At 71.6% G+C, this 16,845-nt stretch carries 13 protein-coding genes; all 13 read right to left on the reverse strand.

Annotated features, from left to right (window positions below; all coding sequences use genetic code 11):
* Positions 1–96 precede the first annotated feature (96 nt).
* Positions 97–894 (reverse strand): prepilin peptidase, encoded by a 798-nt coding sequence (locus EBM89_RS05875; protein WP_122148528.1) that lies wholly within the window; start codon positions 892–894, stop codon positions 97–99.
* A 5-nt stretch (positions 895–899) separates the two neighbouring features.
* Positions 900–2,810 carry a pilus assembly PilX family protein gene (locus EBM89_RS05880; protein WP_122148529.1) on the reverse strand — a complete coding sequence of 637 codons (1,911 nt, stop codon included), beginning with the start codon at positions 2,808–2,810 and terminating at the stop codon, positions 900–902.
* The gene (locus EBM89_RS05885; protein WP_233571569.1) at positions 2,807–3,568 is read right to left on the reverse strand and encodes a hypothetical protein; all 762 of its coding nucleotides are present in this window, start codon (positions 3,566–3,568) and stop codon (positions 2,807–2,809) included. The genes EBM89_RS05880 and EBM89_RS05885 overlap by 4 nt, the downstream gene beginning before the upstream one ends.
* A complete protein-coding gene (locus tag EBM89_RS21785; protein ID WP_199731987.1) occupies positions 3,568–5,445 on the reverse strand; it encodes a type IV pilus modification PilV family protein in 1,878 nt (625 codons plus the stop codon). The genes EBM89_RS05885 and EBM89_RS21785 overlap by 1 nt, the downstream gene beginning before the upstream one ends.
* A 102-nt stretch (positions 5,446–5,547) precedes the next feature.
* Positions 5,548–6,003 carry a type II secretion system protein gene (locus EBM89_RS05895; RefSeq protein WP_233571570.1) on the reverse strand — a complete coding sequence of 152 codons (456 nt, stop codon included), beginning with the start codon at positions 6,001–6,003 and terminating at the stop codon, positions 5,548–5,550.
* A 215-nt stretch (positions 6,004–6,218) separates the two neighbouring features.
* Positions 6,219–7,448, reverse strand: coding sequence for a type II secretion system F family protein (locus tag EBM89_RS05900; RefSeq protein ID WP_199731988.1), 1,230 nt, complete (start codon positions 7,446–7,448; stop codon positions 6,219–6,221).
* Entirely contained in the window at positions 7,448–9,040 is a 1,593-nt protein-coding gene (locus EBM89_RS05905; protein ID WP_233571571.1) for a type IV pilus twitching motility protein PilT, read from the reverse strand. Before EBM89_RS05905 ends, EBM89_RS05900 begins: the two co-directional genes overlap by 1 nt.
* Positions 9,041–9,158: 118 nt before the next feature.
* On the reverse strand, positions 9,159–10,829 hold the full coding sequence (locus EBM89_RS05910) for a GspE/PulE family protein (protein WP_122148532.1): 1,671 nt from the start codon (positions 10,827–10,829) through the stop codon (positions 9,159–9,161).
* Between the two features lie 149 nt (positions 10,830–10,978).
* Positions 10,979–11,845 carry a shikimate dehydrogenase gene (locus EBM89_RS05915; protein WP_122148533.1) on the reverse strand — a complete coding sequence of 289 codons (867 nt, stop codon included), beginning with the start codon at positions 11,843–11,845 and terminating at the stop codon, positions 10,979–10,981.
* Complete coding sequence (gene mltG, locus EBM89_RS05920) at positions 11,845–13,011, reverse strand: endolytic transglycosylase MltG (protein WP_122148534.1); 1,167 nt, start codon at positions 13,009–13,011, stop codon at positions 11,845–11,847. Before mltG ends, EBM89_RS05915 begins: the two co-directional genes overlap by 1 nt.
* Positions 13,008–13,571, reverse strand: coding sequence for a Holliday junction resolvase RuvX (ruvX, locus tag EBM89_RS05925; RefSeq protein WP_122148535.1), 564 nt, complete (start codon positions 13,569–13,571; stop codon positions 13,008–13,010). Before ruvX ends, mltG begins: the two co-directional genes overlap by 4 nt.
* Before the next feature lie 38 nt (positions 13,572–13,609).
* Positions 13,610–16,309: an alanine--tRNA ligase gene (gene alaS / locus EBM89_RS05930; protein WP_122148536.1), complete on the reverse strand. Its 2,700-nt coding sequence runs from the start codon at positions 16,307–16,309 to the stop codon at positions 13,610–13,612.
* A gap of 121 nt (positions 16,310–16,430) precedes the next feature.
* Positions 16,431–16,845 (reverse strand): hypothetical protein (locus EBM89_RS05935; protein ID WP_158609524.1); only part of this gene is annotated, 415 nt, incomplete at its 5' end.

Consider the following 16,845-nt stretch of genomic DNA (forward strand, 5'->3'; position numbering starts at 1 on the left):
TGGCCGTCTCCTCGTCGGTTGTTGCCGTGCCTCGCGGCACGCTGTCAGGTTCATCGGTACCGCAGGCCCGATCTTGAGCGGGCGAGCGGGTGGCTCTCAGACGAAGGCGTCCAGGTAGGCCGACCAGAGCGGCTCGCCGACCACCACGCCGACGCCGGCGCCGAGGAGCATCCACGGGCCGAGCGGGATCCCCGAGCCCACGCGGGCTCGGCCCGCTGCCATCAGGGCGATCGCGAACACGCCGGCGAGCAGGAAGGTCGCGAACCACCCGATGAGCACGGCCCCCCAGCCGACCCATCCGAGGTAGAGGCCCAGCACCCCCGCGAGCTTCACGTCGCCCAGGCCCATGCCCTTCGGGTAGACGAGTCGTGCAAGGAGGTAGAAGGCGAACATGGCCGATCCTGCGACCGGGGCGCGCACCAGCGCGCTCCAGTTCGACTCGTCACCCGGCGCCCAGCTCGCCACCGTCAGCAGCACCAGCACCACCGGGTAGGACGGCAGCACGATCGCGTCCGGGAGGCGGTGCACGTCCACATCGATCAGGGCGAGTGCCACCGCGACAGCGACGAAGTACGCCAACGCCGGCAGGAACCACGGCACGTCCTGCGCCCAGCACCACCACGCGGCGAGGGCGAACAGCGCCCCCGTCGCCGCCTCGACGAGCGGGTAGCGGGCCGAGATCGGCGCCCCGCAGTCCCGGCACCGTCCACGCAGCAGCAGCCACGACAGCAGCGGGATGTTGTCCCGGCTGCGAATGCCGTGACCGCACCGCGGGCAGGCACTGGGCGGGCTCACGACCGACTCGCCTCGTGGGACCCGCCACACGACCACATTGAGGAACGAGCCGATGGCGAGGCCGAGCAGGCCGGACAGGACGACGACGAGAGGCAGCATGCCGGTCAACGTCTCACGTCGGTCGGAGTGTTGATCTCCCCCGAGTAGCGCAGCGTCCACTTGGCGTTCGCCCAGGTCGGGAAGTACGGCGGCCGCGTGTAGGCCAGCCGGGTGTCGTACTGGTAGAGCTTGCTGTACCCGTTCATCCCGGTCTGGCTGCTGTTCTGCCCGACGATGCCCCGCCAGCGCTGGGCGATGGAACCCCACACCCGCAGCTCACCGGACGACCCGCCGACCGCGTACTTCTGCACGAGGAAGGAGTGCTGGAGCGTCTGGATCGACCCGGCGATCATGATGCCGGGCTGCGGGGTGATCGACTGCCCGGGGCTCGCGTACCGCATCGGCCAGCCGACGGGGGACGACTCGCCCGAGGGGCTCCCCCAGCTGTACGCGACGGCGGTGCACCGACCCGTGTACCAGCTGTAGCTCGTGCAGCGCTCCTCCGACCGGACGCGGACCTCGCGCGGCCGGAAGACCTCGACCGAGTTCGTCGCGACGAGTCCGAGCATGTCGTCGCTCGTCTCGACCTGACCGCCGGCCAGCACGAGATCCCCGGTGACGATCACCGACTGCTCGGCCGAGATCGTGACCCGGCCGTCGAGCACTCCCTCCGCATACAGGTTGCCCTGCCCGCAGAACTTGGCCGTCTCGGTCATGTTCGTGTCGTACGTGTAGGACTGGTTCGCGCCCGTCGCAGCGCTGCCGGTGTAGTTGCCGATCGGCAGGGTCTTCCCCGAGAGTCCGCCGATCTCGCCCCCGTAGCACTGCCGGTTCGCGGTGCCGGGGGACGTGGCGGCGTAGATGACCTTCTCGTTCGGCACCGGCAGCGTCGCGCCGGACGCGGAGTCGAGCTGGTCGAGCGAACCGCACGAGGGATCCGTGGACTCGCCCGGAGCCCGGATCGCCACGGGCGCGCGGTTGCCGTTCACCGACTTCTTGTTCCACACCGTCATCGTGCCGCTGGCGTTGAAGATGACCCGGGTGGCGCCGTAGTAGTGGCACCCCGGGTTGTCCTTGAACTGGCTCGAGTTGTCCACGAGGTACTTGGGCGTCGCGTATCGCGGCTGCTCGCCGAAGGTCGCGCTGCTCCCCTGCCGCAGGCAGGACGAGTTCCAGGTGTTGGAGTTGCTCGTGACGTTCCGGCACTTGGGGTCGGCGGTCTCGAACGACTTCTCGAAGGTCGCGCCGGTGCTGTAGATCGTGTCGTTCGAGAACACGGCGCCGTCGAGCCGGTCCGAGGAGATGAACTGGATCTCGGTGCAGTCGTCAGCGGAACGGCCCTGGAACCAGTACTTGGCGTTGGTCGAGCCGTCGCGCCCGCACCCGACCTTCTGGGTGCCGTTCGTGCCGTAGACCTGCACGTTGGACGGGTCCGCGGACTCGAAGTCGGTGTAGTAGACGTAGTCGGTCGACCCGCCCATCCCGACCGTCGCCTGCACGGTGCGGTAGACGCCGTTGGAGCGCCCGGTCACGGTGAGCAGGACGGTGCCCTCGGTGAGCTTGCGGGTCGCATCGACCTTGTAGTGGAAGAACGCGTCCTTATCCGTCGTGGCACCGGCCTGGACGGGCAGCCACCCCGGTGCCGTCGAGGGCCCCCAGCCGCAGGAGTTGCTCGCCCCGGTCATCGGTCCGCGCCACGCCGCGTTGGCGCAGTCGACGGTCAGACCGTAGGTCTCCGTGCTGTCGAGCCGGCTGATGAAGTCGTCGACCCCGCTCTGGGCTGCGCTCATGGCAGCGGAGTAGTCCTGGTCGTAGCGGGCGAACCGCTGCCCGTTCATCGTGTACGCCAACGCCGTCATCGCGAGCATCGCCAGGACGAGCATCGAGCCGACGACGACCACCATCGCCGCCCCGTCCTCGTCGCCGCGGAGTCGGCGCAGCACACCGGTCAGCCGTCCCGTGCTGTTCCGGCTCATGGCGTCGAGTCCTCTCCCTGCTGGACGAACGCCTGGGCGTTCGGCAACGTGATGCGCTGGATGTACGTGGTCGGTCCGGGTGAGTTCGGGCGCGAGCTGCTCACCTTCAGCGTCACCTCGACCGCGATCACCTTCTTGAGGTCGGCGGCCGACAGCGCGCCGGACCCGCCGGGGATCAGCTGGCCGCCGTCGGCACCCCAGTAGGTGAAGACCGGCTTGGACGTGTCGACCCCGCTGGCGTAGCGACGCACGGTCAGGCGCTTCTTGCACTCGGTGCTCGCGCCGCTGGCGTCCGGGTCGCAGTAGACCCACCCGTTCGAGGTCGGCGACACCGGGTCCGGGACCTGCACCCGCTCGAGGAGCACGCCCGCGTCAGCGCCCGAGGTCGCCACGGTGTAGCTGACCTGGCTCGGACCGACCGCGGCGTTCACGTTGTCGAGGTTCGCGAAGAACTTCATCGACAACGTCGAGCCGGACATGAAGGCCGATGCGTCGAGGCAGGCGCCTGCGCACCCCGAGAGCAGCTGGCTCGGTCGCACCGAGGTGCGCACCGTCTTGCTCACCCGCTCGACCGACGTCCGCGCGGAGTCGATCTGGTCCTGCCGTGTCGAGTTCTGCGCCGTCGTACGCGTGATCCCGATGGTCAACGACGCCGTCGTGATCACGACGATGCTCATGATGACCATGACGACCAAGGTCTCGGTGAGCGTGGTCCCCCGGTCGTCGCGCCCGAGTCGCTCCCGCATGATCCGTCTCATCACCGCACCGTCCCGGGGCTGCTCGTGTTCAGGGCGATCTCGTAGGCGCGCCCGGTCCCGTCCACGACGACCGTCCCGGCGAATGTGCAGGTCCGGGCGGTGGTGTCACGGACGAACAGCCGCCAGGTGCCGGCGTCGAGCTGCGCCGTGGCGCGCGTCGCGTTGGTGGACTGCTTGCCGAACGTCGTCGCAGCCCCGGGCAGACCCGTGGAGCACGACATCGTCTCGGCACCGGTCCAGGCCACGACGCCGTAGCGCTGACCCCGGGGCAGCGCGGTCGCGGCGACCTGGGACGTCAGCGTCGCCCAGGAGATCACGCTCTGGGACCCGTAGGGCAGCACCTTGGAGTACTGGGCCGCCGGCACGCCGCGGCAGGTTCCGACGGCGGGGCCGTCGGTGACGTAGACGTACCAGTCACCCGCGGGCAGCACGACCGGCGCCGCTCGCGCGCCGTCCACGTTCACCGCGATCGGAGCGGCGCTGGGGCCGGGGCACGTCGCGAGCGACTCGCCGAGCCGCGTGCGGTTGACGGCCCACAGCACTCCCTCGGGAGCGTTGACGACCTGGAGCGTGGTCTGCTCCCACGGGAGCACGCCGTTGTCGCCGGCCTGGAGCGTGACCTGGTCGGGCCCCGGGGAGCAGGTGAAGAGCGCGCCCGAGGCGTAGAAGCTCCAGCTGCCCGGGAGCAGCGAGACCGACGCGGGATCGACCGCGCGAGCCGCGGGATCGGTGCACGCAGCGCCACCCGGTACCGCGACGACACCGGTCGTCCCGTCGGGCATGCCCTCGAGCCGGACCCGCCCGGAGGCGAGCACCGCGTCGAGCTCGACCGTGGCTCCGGACGTGACCGGCTTGGTGAAGAATCCGTTCGCCGGGACGTTGGCGCCGACGTAGGCACCGTAGGTCGTCGGCCACAGACCGGGCACCGTCGTGATCGGACCCGTGGCGGTGACGACCCTGCTGCTCGTCGAGCCCGAGGACTCGGACGCGACGAGGGTGATCTGGGCCCCGGCCGCGGTCGAGGCGTCGACCAGGGCGCCGTCGTCGCCGACCAGCCGGATGTTCACGGCCCCGGGGCGGTCGACCTGGAACAGCACGCTGTTGTTCAGCTTCCCGCGCGTGAGCGTCCCGACGCTCTTCGACGGGTTGGCCGTGCCGGAGATGTCCACGTACCCGGCATCGGAGACACGTGCCGTGTACGCGGTCCCCGCGGATGCCGGGTTGACCTGGACGACCGCGCACCCCTGCGTGTCGGTGGTACCGCTGACGGTGGCCCCGCCCCCGGTCACGGCGACGCCACGGCCCTGGTTGGGGGCCCCGGTCGCGTCGGTGATCCGCACGGCGACGAACGACACGTCCGTCGTGGTGATGCCGTCGCCCTTCTCGGGCGCCAACGAGGCGGCGGAGACGACCGGCTTGATCGAACCCATGTTCGGCCAGGTGACACGCACGGTCACGGCGAGCGTGGGGTAGGTCACGAGCGAGCCGCCGTCGCACGCGGACTGAGCGGTACCCGTCACGTTCCACTGCGTCGAGGTGGTCACGGTGTACGGGGTGCCGTCGACGACGAGCGGCTGCCCCGCGGTGCCGTCCGTGAGCGGTCGACGGTTCGTCGTGGTGCCTGCGGTCGCGAGCGCGAGGGGCGCCGACTCCGACCGGTAGAACTCGGACCGCACCATGTCGATCTCGCGCGCCGCGAGGTTCGAGGCCGCGACGCGGTTGCGGTTGCCCACACCGGCGGACTGGGTCTGGAGCACGATCGCGAGGACCGCGCTCGACAGGATCCCGAGCAGCACGCACGCGATGACGACCTCGATCAGGCTCGCGCCTCGGTCACGCTCGGCTTCTGAGTGCCTGAGCGACAGACGACGTGTCACCGCGGATCTCCTCGATGGTGCGTAGGTGGTGGCGTGGGGACTGCATGCGCGACGGGGCGGGGGCGACACACGCCCCCGCCCCGTCGCGTCGTGGCTGACCGGTCAGCAGGCGCCGGTCTCGAGGCCCTTGGCCGCGGAGTACTTGAAGTCCTTCTGCTGGCCCTCGGGGTTGGTGAGGCCGACGCACCAGGTGCTGGACTTCTTCGAGGTGTCGCTGTACTTGAGCTGGCCGGCCGTGAAGGCGGTCCCGTTCGACAGCTTGATCTCGGTCGAGAACGCGCCGGCGGCACCAGCAGCGCCGTCGGTCAGCGTCAGCACGCCGTTGGCGACGGAGGCGGTCAGCGTGCCGGTCCCGTCGACGTAGTACGTGGCGACCTCCTTGCCGACCGTGGACACGTCGGCCTTGGTGGCGGTGTCACGGGCCTTGTTGCGCTGGTTCATGAACACCGGGATCGCGATCGCCGCGAGGATGCCGATGATGATCATGACGACCAGGAGCTCGACGAGGGTGAAACCCTTGTCCTTCTCGTCCATGGACTTGCGAATGCGAGCGAGCACGGGAGGCTCCCCTTCAGATCTGCGGGTGAGGAAAGTTCAGCTTCAATTCCAGATGCGGGCCGCTATAGCCCCGCGGATGTCACTGCACAGGCTTCATCGGTGGGCCGGGAGGGCCACTTGAGCCCTCGATCGCGGTTCACCCGGTCGCGCTACGACAAAACGGACCGACCACCCGTCCGGGTGGTCGGTCCGCGTCGGACCCACGGTGCGTCAGATCACTGGATCGCGCCGTAGATGCTGAAGATCGGCATGTACAGCGCGACGATCATGCCGCCGATGATCGAGCCGATGCCGACGATCATGATCGGCTCGATGAGCGACGTCAGCTGCTCGGTCGTCGACTCGACCTCCTGGTCGTAGAAGTCCGCGACCTTGTCCAGCATCGTGTCGAGCGCACCGGTGTCCTCACCGACAGCCATCATCTGCACGACCATCGGGGGGAAGACCTTGTGCTGGGACAGCGGCCCGGTGAGCGACTGCCCGGTGCGCACCGAGTCACGCACGTCCTTGACCGCGTGCGAGATGACGATGTTGCCGCTGGTGTCACCGACGATGTCGAGCGACTGGAGCAATGGCACACCTGCGCGGATCATGGTGCCGAAGTTCCGGGTGAAACGTGCGATGGCGACCTTCTGGAAGAGCGCGCCGAACACCGGGATCTTGAGCTTGATGGGATCGAACCTCTCGCGGACCGCGAGGTCGTTCTTGTGCTTGCGCCACCACATCGCCGCGATAGCGCCCACGACCACCAAGGGAATCGCCGACCATTTCATCACCCCGGACAACCAGACGAGGAACGCGGTCGGCGCCGGCAGCGGTGCGTCGAGGTCCGCGAACATGTCGGTGAACACCGGGACGATGAAGATCAGCATGCCGATCACGGCGAGGATCGCGATCACGAAGACTACGACCGGGTAGGTCATCGCCGACTGGATCTTGTTCTTGAGCTTGACCTCGGCCTCGAAGTTGTTCGCGATCGAGAGGAGGACCTCCTCGAGGAACCCGCCGACCTCACCCGCCTTCACCATGTTGAGCATGAGCGGCGGGAAGACGTCCGCGTGCTTCTGCATCGCCGCGGACAGGGACTGCCCGGTCTCGACGTCGCCGCGCACCTGCCCGAGCACCTTGGCCAGGGCCTTGTTCTCGGTCTGCTCGGCGAGGATCGACAGCGCCCGCAGCAGGCTCAGGCCGGCGGCGACCATGGTGGCGAGCTGCCGGGCCATGACCGCGAGGTCCTTCGTCTTGACCCCGCTGCCGCCGCCGAGACGGATCTCCTTGTTCAGACCCGACGTCGACACCTCGTTGATCGCGACCGGCGCGATCCCCATGGTCTTCAGCCGGCCCGCGACCGCGCCCTGGTGCGGCGCCTCGATGCGGCCCTTGAGGACCTTGCCCCCGGCGTCGAGCGCCTGGTACTCGTACGTCCGCAGCTCGGTGGCGGCCATCAGCGCTGTCCCATCTGCCCGTAGCCCTGCGTGGTGGGCGTGCCGCCCTGCAGCGACGCGGCGCCCTGGTTGATGGACGTGGACCGGCCGGTGAGCCGGTTGTAGTCCTCGGAGTTGTGGCACTTCTCGAGACCGACCTCGTAGGTGATCTTGTGCGAGCGCACGAGGTCGGCGAGGTGCTGGTCGAGGGTGTGCATGCCCTGCTGGGCCCCGGCCTGCATGGCGGAGTAGATCTGGTGGGTCTTGCCCTCGCGGATGAGGTTGCGGATCGCGGGGGTGGCGACCATGACCTCGGTGGCGACGATGCGCCCGGTGCCGTGCGACCGCTTGCACAGGGTCTGGCAGACGACGCCCTGCAGCGCGGACGCGAGCTGGGTGCGGATCTGGTCCTGCTGGTAGGACGGGAAGACGTCGATGATGCGGTCGATGGTCTGCGCGGCGTCCTGGGTGTGCAGGGTCGCGAAGACGAGGTGACCGGTCTCGGCGGCGGTGAGCGCGACCGACATGGTCTCGAGGTCGCGGAGCTCGCCGACGAGGATGATGTCGGGGTCCTGGCGCAGCACGTGCTTGAGGGCGTTCGCGAACGAGTGGGTGTCCGCGCCGACCTCGCGCTGGTTGATGATCGACTTCTTGTGCCGGTGCAGGAACTCGATGGGGTCCTCGACGGTCATGATGTGGTCCGCGCGGGTGCGGTTCGCGAGGTCGACCATCGACGCGAGGGTGGTGGACTTGCCGGACCCGGTGGGGCCGGTGACGAGGACGAGCCCGCGCGGCAGGCCGGCGAACGAGCCGACGATCGCGGGGACGCCGAGCTCCTCGAGCGGCCGGATCTCGTACGGGATGACGCGGAACGCGGCGCCGACGGACTCGCGCTGCTGGTACAGGTTCACGCGGAACCGGGCGTGCCCGCGCAGCGCGTACGCGAAGTCGAGCTCCAGCTCGGACTCGAACTGCTCGCGCTGCTTCTGCGTGAGGATCGAGAACAGCATGCGCCGCAGCGGCTCGGCGGCCATCTGCGGCAGCCCCTCGAGCGGCTGCAGGGTGCCGGACTGGCGGACCATCGGCGGGGCGCCGCTGGTGAGGTGCAGGTCGGACGCGCCGATCTCGACCATGCGGGCGAGGACGTCGTCCAGGCGGACGTCGCCGTCGATCGCGGCCTGGCCCATGCCGGCGCGGGCCTGCCCGCCGGGGGGCGTCTGCGGGTGCGTCCGGGCGGCCTGCTGCGCGGGCAGCTGCTGCGTCGGCTGGGCCACGGGCGGCTGCGGGGCCGGCGGCTGCGGGGGCAGCTGCTGCGTCGGCTGCGCGTACCCGGGCGCGGCCTGCTGGGGCTGCTGGCCGTACGGGGACAGTCCGGCGGGCGGCGCGGCGGGAGCCTGCGCGTACCCGGGGACACCGCTCTGCGGGGTGGCGGGCTGCTGCGGGAGCCCGGCCTGCTGCTGGCGCAGCTGGGCCCGGGTGGGCGGCGCCTCGACCGGCGCCTGCACGCCGGGCACGGCGAACCGCTGCTCGGCGGGCGCGCCCGCGGCGGACGGCAGGTACGGCGGCAGGCCCCGCGTCACCTGGCGCGGGTCGTGCGCATCGGACTCGCTCACCACTGCTCCCCTTCCTCGCCCGCCCGGCAGGTGCCGGGGCGGATCACGCTCAGCAACATCGGCGCCGGGCGCCGGGTCCTTGAGGCGCGTGCGGCCGCGCCACTCCCCCGCGTGACGCTCATGCGACGACCCGCAGGATCTCCTCGAGGGAGGTCTGCCCCAGGGCGACCTTCTGCCAGCCGTCGTCGCGGAGCGTGATCATGCCCTGCTGCCGCGCGACGTGGCCGATCTCCGCCGCCGAGGCCCGCGCGACGGCGAGCCGCTCGATGTCCTCGGTCACCCGCATGACCTCGTGCAGCGCGACGCGCCCTCGGTACCCGGTACGGGAGCAGGCGACGCAGCCGACGGGTCGGAACAGCTCCGGGATCTGCTCGCCGGGCACCCAGGGGAACCGCGCGGCGGTCATCTCCTGCTCGGTCGGCAGGTACGGCTCGCTGCACTTCCCGCACAGCCGACGCGCGAGCCGCTGCGCGACCACGGCGTCGAGCGCGGACCCGACGAGGAACGGCTCGATCCCCATCTCCACGAGCCGGGTGACGGCGGACGGCGCGTCGTTGGTGTGCAGGGTCGAGAGCACGAGGTGACCGGTGAGGGCCGCCTCGATGGCGATCTGCGCGGTCTCGTGGTCGCGGATCTCACCGAGGAGGACGACGTCGGGGTCGGACCGCAGGATGGACCGCAGCGCCCCGGCGAAGGTGAGCCCGGCCTTGGGGTTGACCTGCACCTGGTTGATGCCGGGCAGCCGGTACTCGACCGGGTCCTCGACGGTGATGACGTTGATCTCGGGCTTGGAGACGGCGTTCAGCGTCGCGTACAGGGTCGTGGACTTGCCGGATCCCGTGGGGCCGGTGACCAGGATCATCCCGTAGGGCTTGGTGTACGACTCGCGGTACGTCTCGTAGTTGTGGTCGAGGAACGCCAGGTCACGCAGGTCGAGGCTCGCCGTGGAGTTGTCCAGGATCCGCATGACGATCTTCTCGCCCCACACGGTCGGCAGCGTCGCGACACGGAGGTCGATCTTGCGCCCGTTGTGGGTGACGGACATGCGGCCGTCCTGGGGCTTGCGCCGCTCGGCGATGTCGATGTCCGAGAGGATCTTGACGCGGGAGATCACGCCGCCCTGGATCTGCTTGGGCGAGCGCTGCATCTCGTGCAGCACGCCGTCGATCCGGTACCGGACGCGCAGGTCGTGCTCGGTGGGCTCGATGTGGATGTCGGACGCGCGGTCCGAGATCGCCTGGGTGACCAGGAGGTTCACGTACCGGACGATGGGCGCGTCGTCCTCGACGACGTCACCGACCTGGGAGAGGTCGACCTCGGGCCGGCTCTCCTCCTCGAACGCCGAGGACAGGTCCTCCATCTCGCCGTCGGCCCGGCAGTACCGGTCGATGGCGCGCGTGAGGTTCTCGAACGTCGCGACGATGGGCAGCACCGTCATGCCGGACACGGTCCGCACGTCGTCGACCGCGACGACGTTGCCGGGGTCGGCGGTGGCGAGCACGAGCGCGCCGTCCTGGAACCCGACGGGCAGCACCGTGTACCGCCGGCAGAGCGCGGCGGGCACCATCGAGACCGCCGAGCGGTCCACCTGGAACTCGTCCAGGTCGACGAACGACATGCCGACCTGCCGCGCGAGCGCCGCGACCAGCTGACCCTCGGTGAGGATCCCGATCTCGACCAGCGTCCGGCCGAGGGACTGCCCCCGCGCCATCTGCTCGTCCAGCGCCGCCATGAGCTGCGCCTCGCTGACCAGGCCCTCGTCCAGCAGGATCTCGCCGAGCTGCTTCACCCCGTGTCCTTCCGTCCCAGGACAGGTCCGTGCACCTGCCCCGTTCAGGACCATCGGCAGGTCGACGGGGGGAGATGAGGCGGGAGCGTCGCCCGGTTGGCGGATCGGGCCGTGACAGCGGGTGAACTGCGCTGGTCAGGCGGGCGCTGCTACGCGAGCGCGGCGGTGAGCGCGGCGTCCATGGCCGCCAGGGGCCCGGGGCGGCCGGTCATCAGCCGTACCTGCTCGACGGCCTGGTGCAGGAGCATCCGCTCGCCGGGCACGGCGACGGCACCGCGGTCGCACCACGCGGCGGACAGGGCGGTGGGCCGGGGGTCGTAGGCGACGTCCAGCAGGACGGCGGCGGGGCGGGGGGCCGCTGGCGCGGCGCGCACGTCGAGGGCGAGGGCGTCGGCGGCGCGCGGCGGCAGCGTGGAGACCACGAGGTCCGCGCGGGCCATGGCGGCGACGGCCTCGGTCAGGGGCCGGAAGACGGGCTCGACGCCCATGCGGTGCGCGGCGCGGGCGAGCCCGCCGGTGCGGCCGAGGGACCGCACGTGCACGACGGGCGTGGTGCAGCCGAGCTGCGCGAGGGCGGCGAGCGTGGACGACGCGGTCGCCCCGGCCCCGAGGACCACGGCCGAGCGGGACCCGGCGGCCGAGCCGGTCTCCAGGCCCTCGGTGAGCGCCGCGACGATCCCGTGCACGTCGGTGTTGGCGCCGGTGAGCACGGGCCGCGCTCCCCCGCCCTGCACGAGGACGGTGTTGACGGCGCCGACGACCTCGGCGAGCGGCTCGACGTGGTCGACCAGGGCCATGACGGCCTGCTTGTGCGGCATCGTGACGCTCAGCCCCGCCCAGGTGCCGTCGAGCGCCGCGACGAACGACGGCAGGTCGTCCTCCGTGAGGTCGACCGGGTCGTACGCCCAGCCGTCGAGGCCGAGCGCCGCGTAGGCGGCGCGGTGCAGCACGGGCGACAGGGAGTGGGACACCGGGTGGCCGATGACGGCCGCCCGGCGCCCCGCTGCCGGTGCCACTACTGGTTCTCGCGCTGCCAGGCGCGCAGCTCGTCCACGTACGTCTGGTGCTCGGCGAACGTCTCGGAGAACTTCGTCTCGCCGGTGTCCAGGTTGACGGTCACCCAGAACAACCACGGGCCGTCGGCCGGGTTGAGCACGGCGTCGATCGACACCTCGCCGGGGTTGGCGATGGGCGTCGGGGGCAGGCCCGGGATCTTGTACGAGTTGTACGGGTTGTAGGGCGGCTGGGCGTCCCGGGTGTCGGCGGTCGTCAGCTGCGTCCCCGGGATGCCGAGACCGTACGCGTTGATGGCGTCGATCTGGAGCGCCATCTCGATGTCGAGCCGGTTCTGGATCGCCCGCGCGATCTTCGCCCGGTCCTCGTCGAGCTTGCCCTCGCGCTCCACGATGGACGCCTTGTTCAGCACCGTCTCCCACTGGTCCTGGGCGACGCCCCGGTCGGTGAGGATCGACACGGTCCGCGCGACCATCTGCGACAGCACCGAGGCGGCGGTGGAGCCGGGCTCGACGTCGTAGGTGGCGGGGAACAGCCAGCCCTCGACGTTGCCGCCGGCCTCGGCGGGCAGTCCGATGGCGGCGGGGTCCGCGGCGGCGGCCTCGAAGTCCTCGACGGGGATCGTCGTGATCTCGTAGAGCCGCTGGTAGATCTGGTCGGCGGTGTAGCCCTCGGGGATGGTGACCCGGTTGGAGACGCGGTTCTCGGCGTCGAGCAGCGCGTTGACCGCGTCGCTCGCCTTCATCTCCATCAGCAGGGTGTACGCGCCGGGCTGGATGCCGGTGGCGGCGGGGTTGGCGGCGTAGGCGTCGGTGAACGCCTTCGCGGTCGCGACGACGCCCGCCTCCTCGAGGGTGGCGCCGATGGCGCCGCCGGTGTCGCCGGACGCGACGGTGACCTGCACCTCGCCGCTACCGGGCCCGGGGAAGTCGCTGACGGAGTCGTCGCCGCCCCCGCCGCCCGAGAACAGCCCGCCGAAGATGCTCCACACGACGAACGCCATGCCGCCGACGAGCGCGAGGGCGAGCACGAGCACGCTGGCGCTGCGGCGACGCCGGGTCTTGCGCCGACGGGCCTTGATGGCCTTGTCGTCCCGGCGCGAGCGGCGTGAGGGCGGGGGTGCCTCGTGGTGCTCCTGCTGCGGAGCACCGAGGAACAGGTCGCTCACTCGGTCGTCCCTTCGGTGTGTCCTGCGTGTCCAGCGTCCCGCGGACCCCCCGCGCGTCCACCCGGTGCGTCCTGCGGGCGGGTCGGTTCGACCCGCTCGCCGGGCCGGCGGCCCGTGGAGCGCTCCGCGTCCAACGCGGTCTGCAGGATCACCACCGCCGCGGCCTGGTCGACCACGGAGCGGTGACGTCGCCCGGATCTCCCGGACGCGTGCAGCGCCTGATGAGCGGTGACGGTGCTCATCCGCTCGTCGACCATGCGCACCGGTACGGGTGCGACGGCCTGCGCCAGCGCACCAGCGTACAAGCGCGCCGACTCGGCCGCAGCACCTTCGGTCCCGGACAGGTGCTTCGGCAGCCCGACGTAGACCGCGGCGGCGAACCGCTCGGCGACCTCCTCGACGATCTGCGCGACGTCCTTCGGCAGGTCACCGGCCTTCGGCGTGCGGGTGTCGCGGGCGAGCGTGGCGACCGGGGTGGCCACGAGACCGTCGGGGTCGCTGGCCGCGAGACCGACGCGCACGGACCCGACGTCGACCGCCAGGCGCGCCCCGCGCACCACCTCGTCCGGGGACGGGGTGGTGCCGGGCGTGCCGGCGCTCAGGCGCCCGCCTCGATCGCGGCCCGCACCCCGTCGAGGGCCTCCGGCAGACGCGTCGCGTCGGCGCCGCCGCCCTGGGCGAGGTCGTCCTTGCCGCCACCGCCGCCACCAAGGACACCGGACGCGGTCTTCACCAGGGCACCGGCCCGGACACCAGCGGCGCGCGCCGCGGCGTTCGTGGCGATGACGACCACCGGGCGGCCCTTGGCGACGCCGCCGACCGCGACGACCGCGGGGGCGGACTCGCCGAGCCGCGCCCGGACGTCGAGCACGAGGGTGCGCAGGTCGTCGGCGGCGACCTCACCGGCGTCGTGCGTGACGACGCGGGTGCCGACGACGTCGACCGCGCCCGCGGCGAGCGCGCCCGCCTGGGCGAGCACCTGGGCGGCGCGCACGGAGGCGAGCTCCTTCTCGGAGTCCTTCAGGCGGCCGAGCAGCGACGCGACGCGGTCGGCGAGCTCCTCGGGGCGCGCACCGAGCAGGCCGGAGAGCTGGCCGACGAGCGCGCGCTCCTTGGCGTGGAAGCCGTAGGCGCCGTCACCGACGAGCGCGTCGACGCGGCGGACGCCGGAGCCGATGGACGACTCGCCGAGCAGCGTGACGAGGCCGAGCTCGCCGGAGCGGCGCACGTGGGTGCCACCGCAGAGCTCGCGCGACCAGTCGCCGCCGATGGACACGACGCGCACCTGGTCGCCGTACTTCTCGCCGAACAGCGCCATGGCGCCGAGCGCCCGCGCCTCGGAGATCGGCATGACGGCGTCGGTGACGTCCAGGTCCTCCTGGAGCCGGGCGTTGACCCGCTCCTCGACCTCGGACAGCACGCCCGCGGGGACGGCCTGGCCGGACCGGAAGTCGAACCGGATGCGGCTGGGCGCGTTCTCGGAGCCCGCCTGGGTCGCGCTGTCGCCCAGGGACTCCTGGATGGCCTTGTGCACCATGTGCGTCGCGGTGTGCGCGCGGCTGATGGCGAGGCGGCGCTCGGTGTCGATGGTCGCGACGCCGGGCTCGTCGAGCGTCATGGTGCCCTCGACCAGGCGGCCGCGGTGCACGGGCAGGCCCTTGACCGGCGCCTGGACGTCGTCCACCTCGATGGTCGCGCCGCCGTCGAGCACGATCGTGCCGTGGTCGGCGAGCTGCCCGCCCATCTCGGCGTAGAACGGCGTGACGTCGAGCACGACCTCGACGTCCGCGGGCGCCGTCGCGGCGGGCGCGGGCACGCCGTCGACCAGCAGGCCCACGACGCGCGAGCGCGAGGTGGTGCGGTCGTAGCCCACGAACTCCACCGGCTTCGCCCCGGATCCCGACAGCGTGCTGTGCAGGTCCTGGTAGGCCGCGGTGTCGGTACGGCCCGCGCGCTTGGCCAGCGCGTCGGCGCGCGCCCGGTCGCGCTGCGCCTGCATGAGCGTGCGGAACGCCTTCTCGTCCACGGAGACGCCCTGCTCGGCCGCCATCTCGAGGGTGAGGTCGATCGGGAACCCGTAGGTGTCGTGCAGCTGGAACGCCTTCTCGCCGGTCAGCAGCGGGCGGGACGCGGACCCGGCGGGCACCTGCTTGGCCTCGGAGACCGCCAGGTCGAGGATCGAGGTGCCGGAGACGAGCGTGCGCAGGAACGACTCCTCCTCCGCGTACGCCACACGGGCGATGCGGTCGAAGTCGGTCGCGAGCTCCGGGTACGACGGGGACATCGCGTCGCGGGACACCGGCAGCAGCGTCGGCAGCGCGGGGGTCTCGACGCCGAGCAGGCGCATCGCGCGGATCGCGCGGCGCAGCAGGCGGCGCAGCACGTAGCCGCGGCCCTCGTTGGACGGGGTGACGCCGTCGCCCATGAGCATCAGGCCGGAGCGGACGTGGTCCGCGACGACGCGCATGCGGACGTCGTCGTCGTGGTTCTCGCCGTACGTGCGGCCCGACAGGCGCTGCGCGGCCTCGATGACCGGGAACACCTCGTCGATCTCGTACATGTTGTCGACGCCCTGCAGCAGGAACGCGACGCGCTCCAGGCCCATGCCGGTGTCGATGTTCTTCTGCTTGAGCTCGCCGAGGATCGGGAAGTCCTCCTTGCCGCCCCCGTCGCCGCGCTCGTACTGCATGAACACGAGGTTCCAGATCTCGATGTACCGGTCCTCGTCGACGACCGGGCCGCCCTCGGCGCCGAACTCCGGGCCGCGGTCGACGTAGATCTCCGAGCACGGGCCCGCGGGGCCGCGCGCGCCGGTCGACCAGTAGTTGTCCTTCATGCCGCGGCGCTGGATGCGCTCGTCCGGCAGGCCCGCGATCTGCTTCCAGAGCTCCGCGGCCTCGTCGTCGGTCTCGTAGACGGTGACCCAGATCTTGTCGACGGGGAACCCGTAACCACCCTGGTCCTGGGGCGTCGTGATGAGCTCCCAGGCGTTGCGGATCGCCCCCTCCTTGAAGTAGTCGCCGAAGGAGAAGTTGCCGTTCATCTGGAAGAACGTGCCGTGGCGGGTGGTCTTGCCGACCTCCTCGATGTCGAGGGTGCGCACGCACTTCTGCACGCTCGTCGCGCGCGGCCACGGCGCCGTCTGCTCCCCCAGCATGTAGGGGATGAACGGGACCATGCCGGCGATGACGAACAGCGTCGACGGGTCGGGCGAGATCAGCGGGGCCGAGGGCACCACGGCGTGGCCGCGGGCCTCGAAGAAGTCGAGCCAACGCTGGCGGATCTCGGCGGTGCGCATGGTGTCCTCGTCATCTCGGGCGGAGGGTCCTCCACCGGTGGTCGTGCTCGTCGTGCGGTGGCGCCGCTACACGTCCGTAGCGGGCGCCGGGTGCAGCCTAGGCGGCTGCGCGGCCCGGACCTCAGAAGGCGTACGGCAGGTCGCCGTCGCCGTCGCCCGGGTCCTCGGTGGGCTCGTCAGCCCAGCCACGCCGCGCGCGCTCGCGCCGGGCGGCCTCGCGGGCCTCGTGGTCCCGGTGCCAGGCGGGCGGGGCCGTGCCGTCGGGCTCGTCGTCGTGGGCGGCGGCCCGACGGGCGGCGCGCTCGGCGCGGATCGCGTCCACGTCGGCGTCGCCGACGAGGTCGTGCCGCAGCTGCGCCTCCCGCTCGGCCATCCCGGTGCGGAACTCCCGGCGGGCGTCGGACAGCGACCGCACCGCGCCGGCCGTGGTCGCCCCGGCCCGGAAGGCGGTCCGGACCGCGCGCGCGGCCGTGGTCGCGGTGGCTGCCGCTCCCCCGGCGACCGGACGCGCGCCCTCGGCGTGCACGCCGTGCGTG

Origin of the sequence: Cellulomonas triticagri, assembly GCF_003696205.1 — a bacterium.
Lineage (GTDB): Bacteria > Actinomycetota > Actinomycetes > Actinomycetales > Cellulomonadaceae > Cellulomonas > Cellulomonas triticagri.

Bases quoted from the DNA above. Each gene is read 5' to 3' on its own strand.
- EBM89_RS05875 (WP_122148528.1), bottom strand. From the start codon at position 894: ATGCTGCCTCTCGTCGTCGTCCTGTCCGGCCTGCTCGGCCTCGCCATC.
- EBM89_RS05880 (WP_122148529.1), bottom strand. From the start codon at position 2,810: ATGAGCCGGAACAGCACGGGACGGCTGACCGGTGTGCTGCGCCGACTC.
- EBM89_RS05885 (WP_233571569.1), bottom strand. From the start codon at position 3,568: ATGAGACGGATCATGCGGGAGCGACTCGGGCGCGACGACCGGGGGACC.
- EBM89_RS05900 (WP_199731988.1), bottom strand. From the start codon at position 7,448: ATGGCCGCCACCGAGCTGCGGACGTACGAGTACCAGGCGCTCGACGCC.
- alaS (WP_122148536.1), bottom strand. From the start codon at position 16,309: ATGCGCACCGCCGAGATCCGCCAGCGTTGGCTCGACTTCTTCGAGGCC.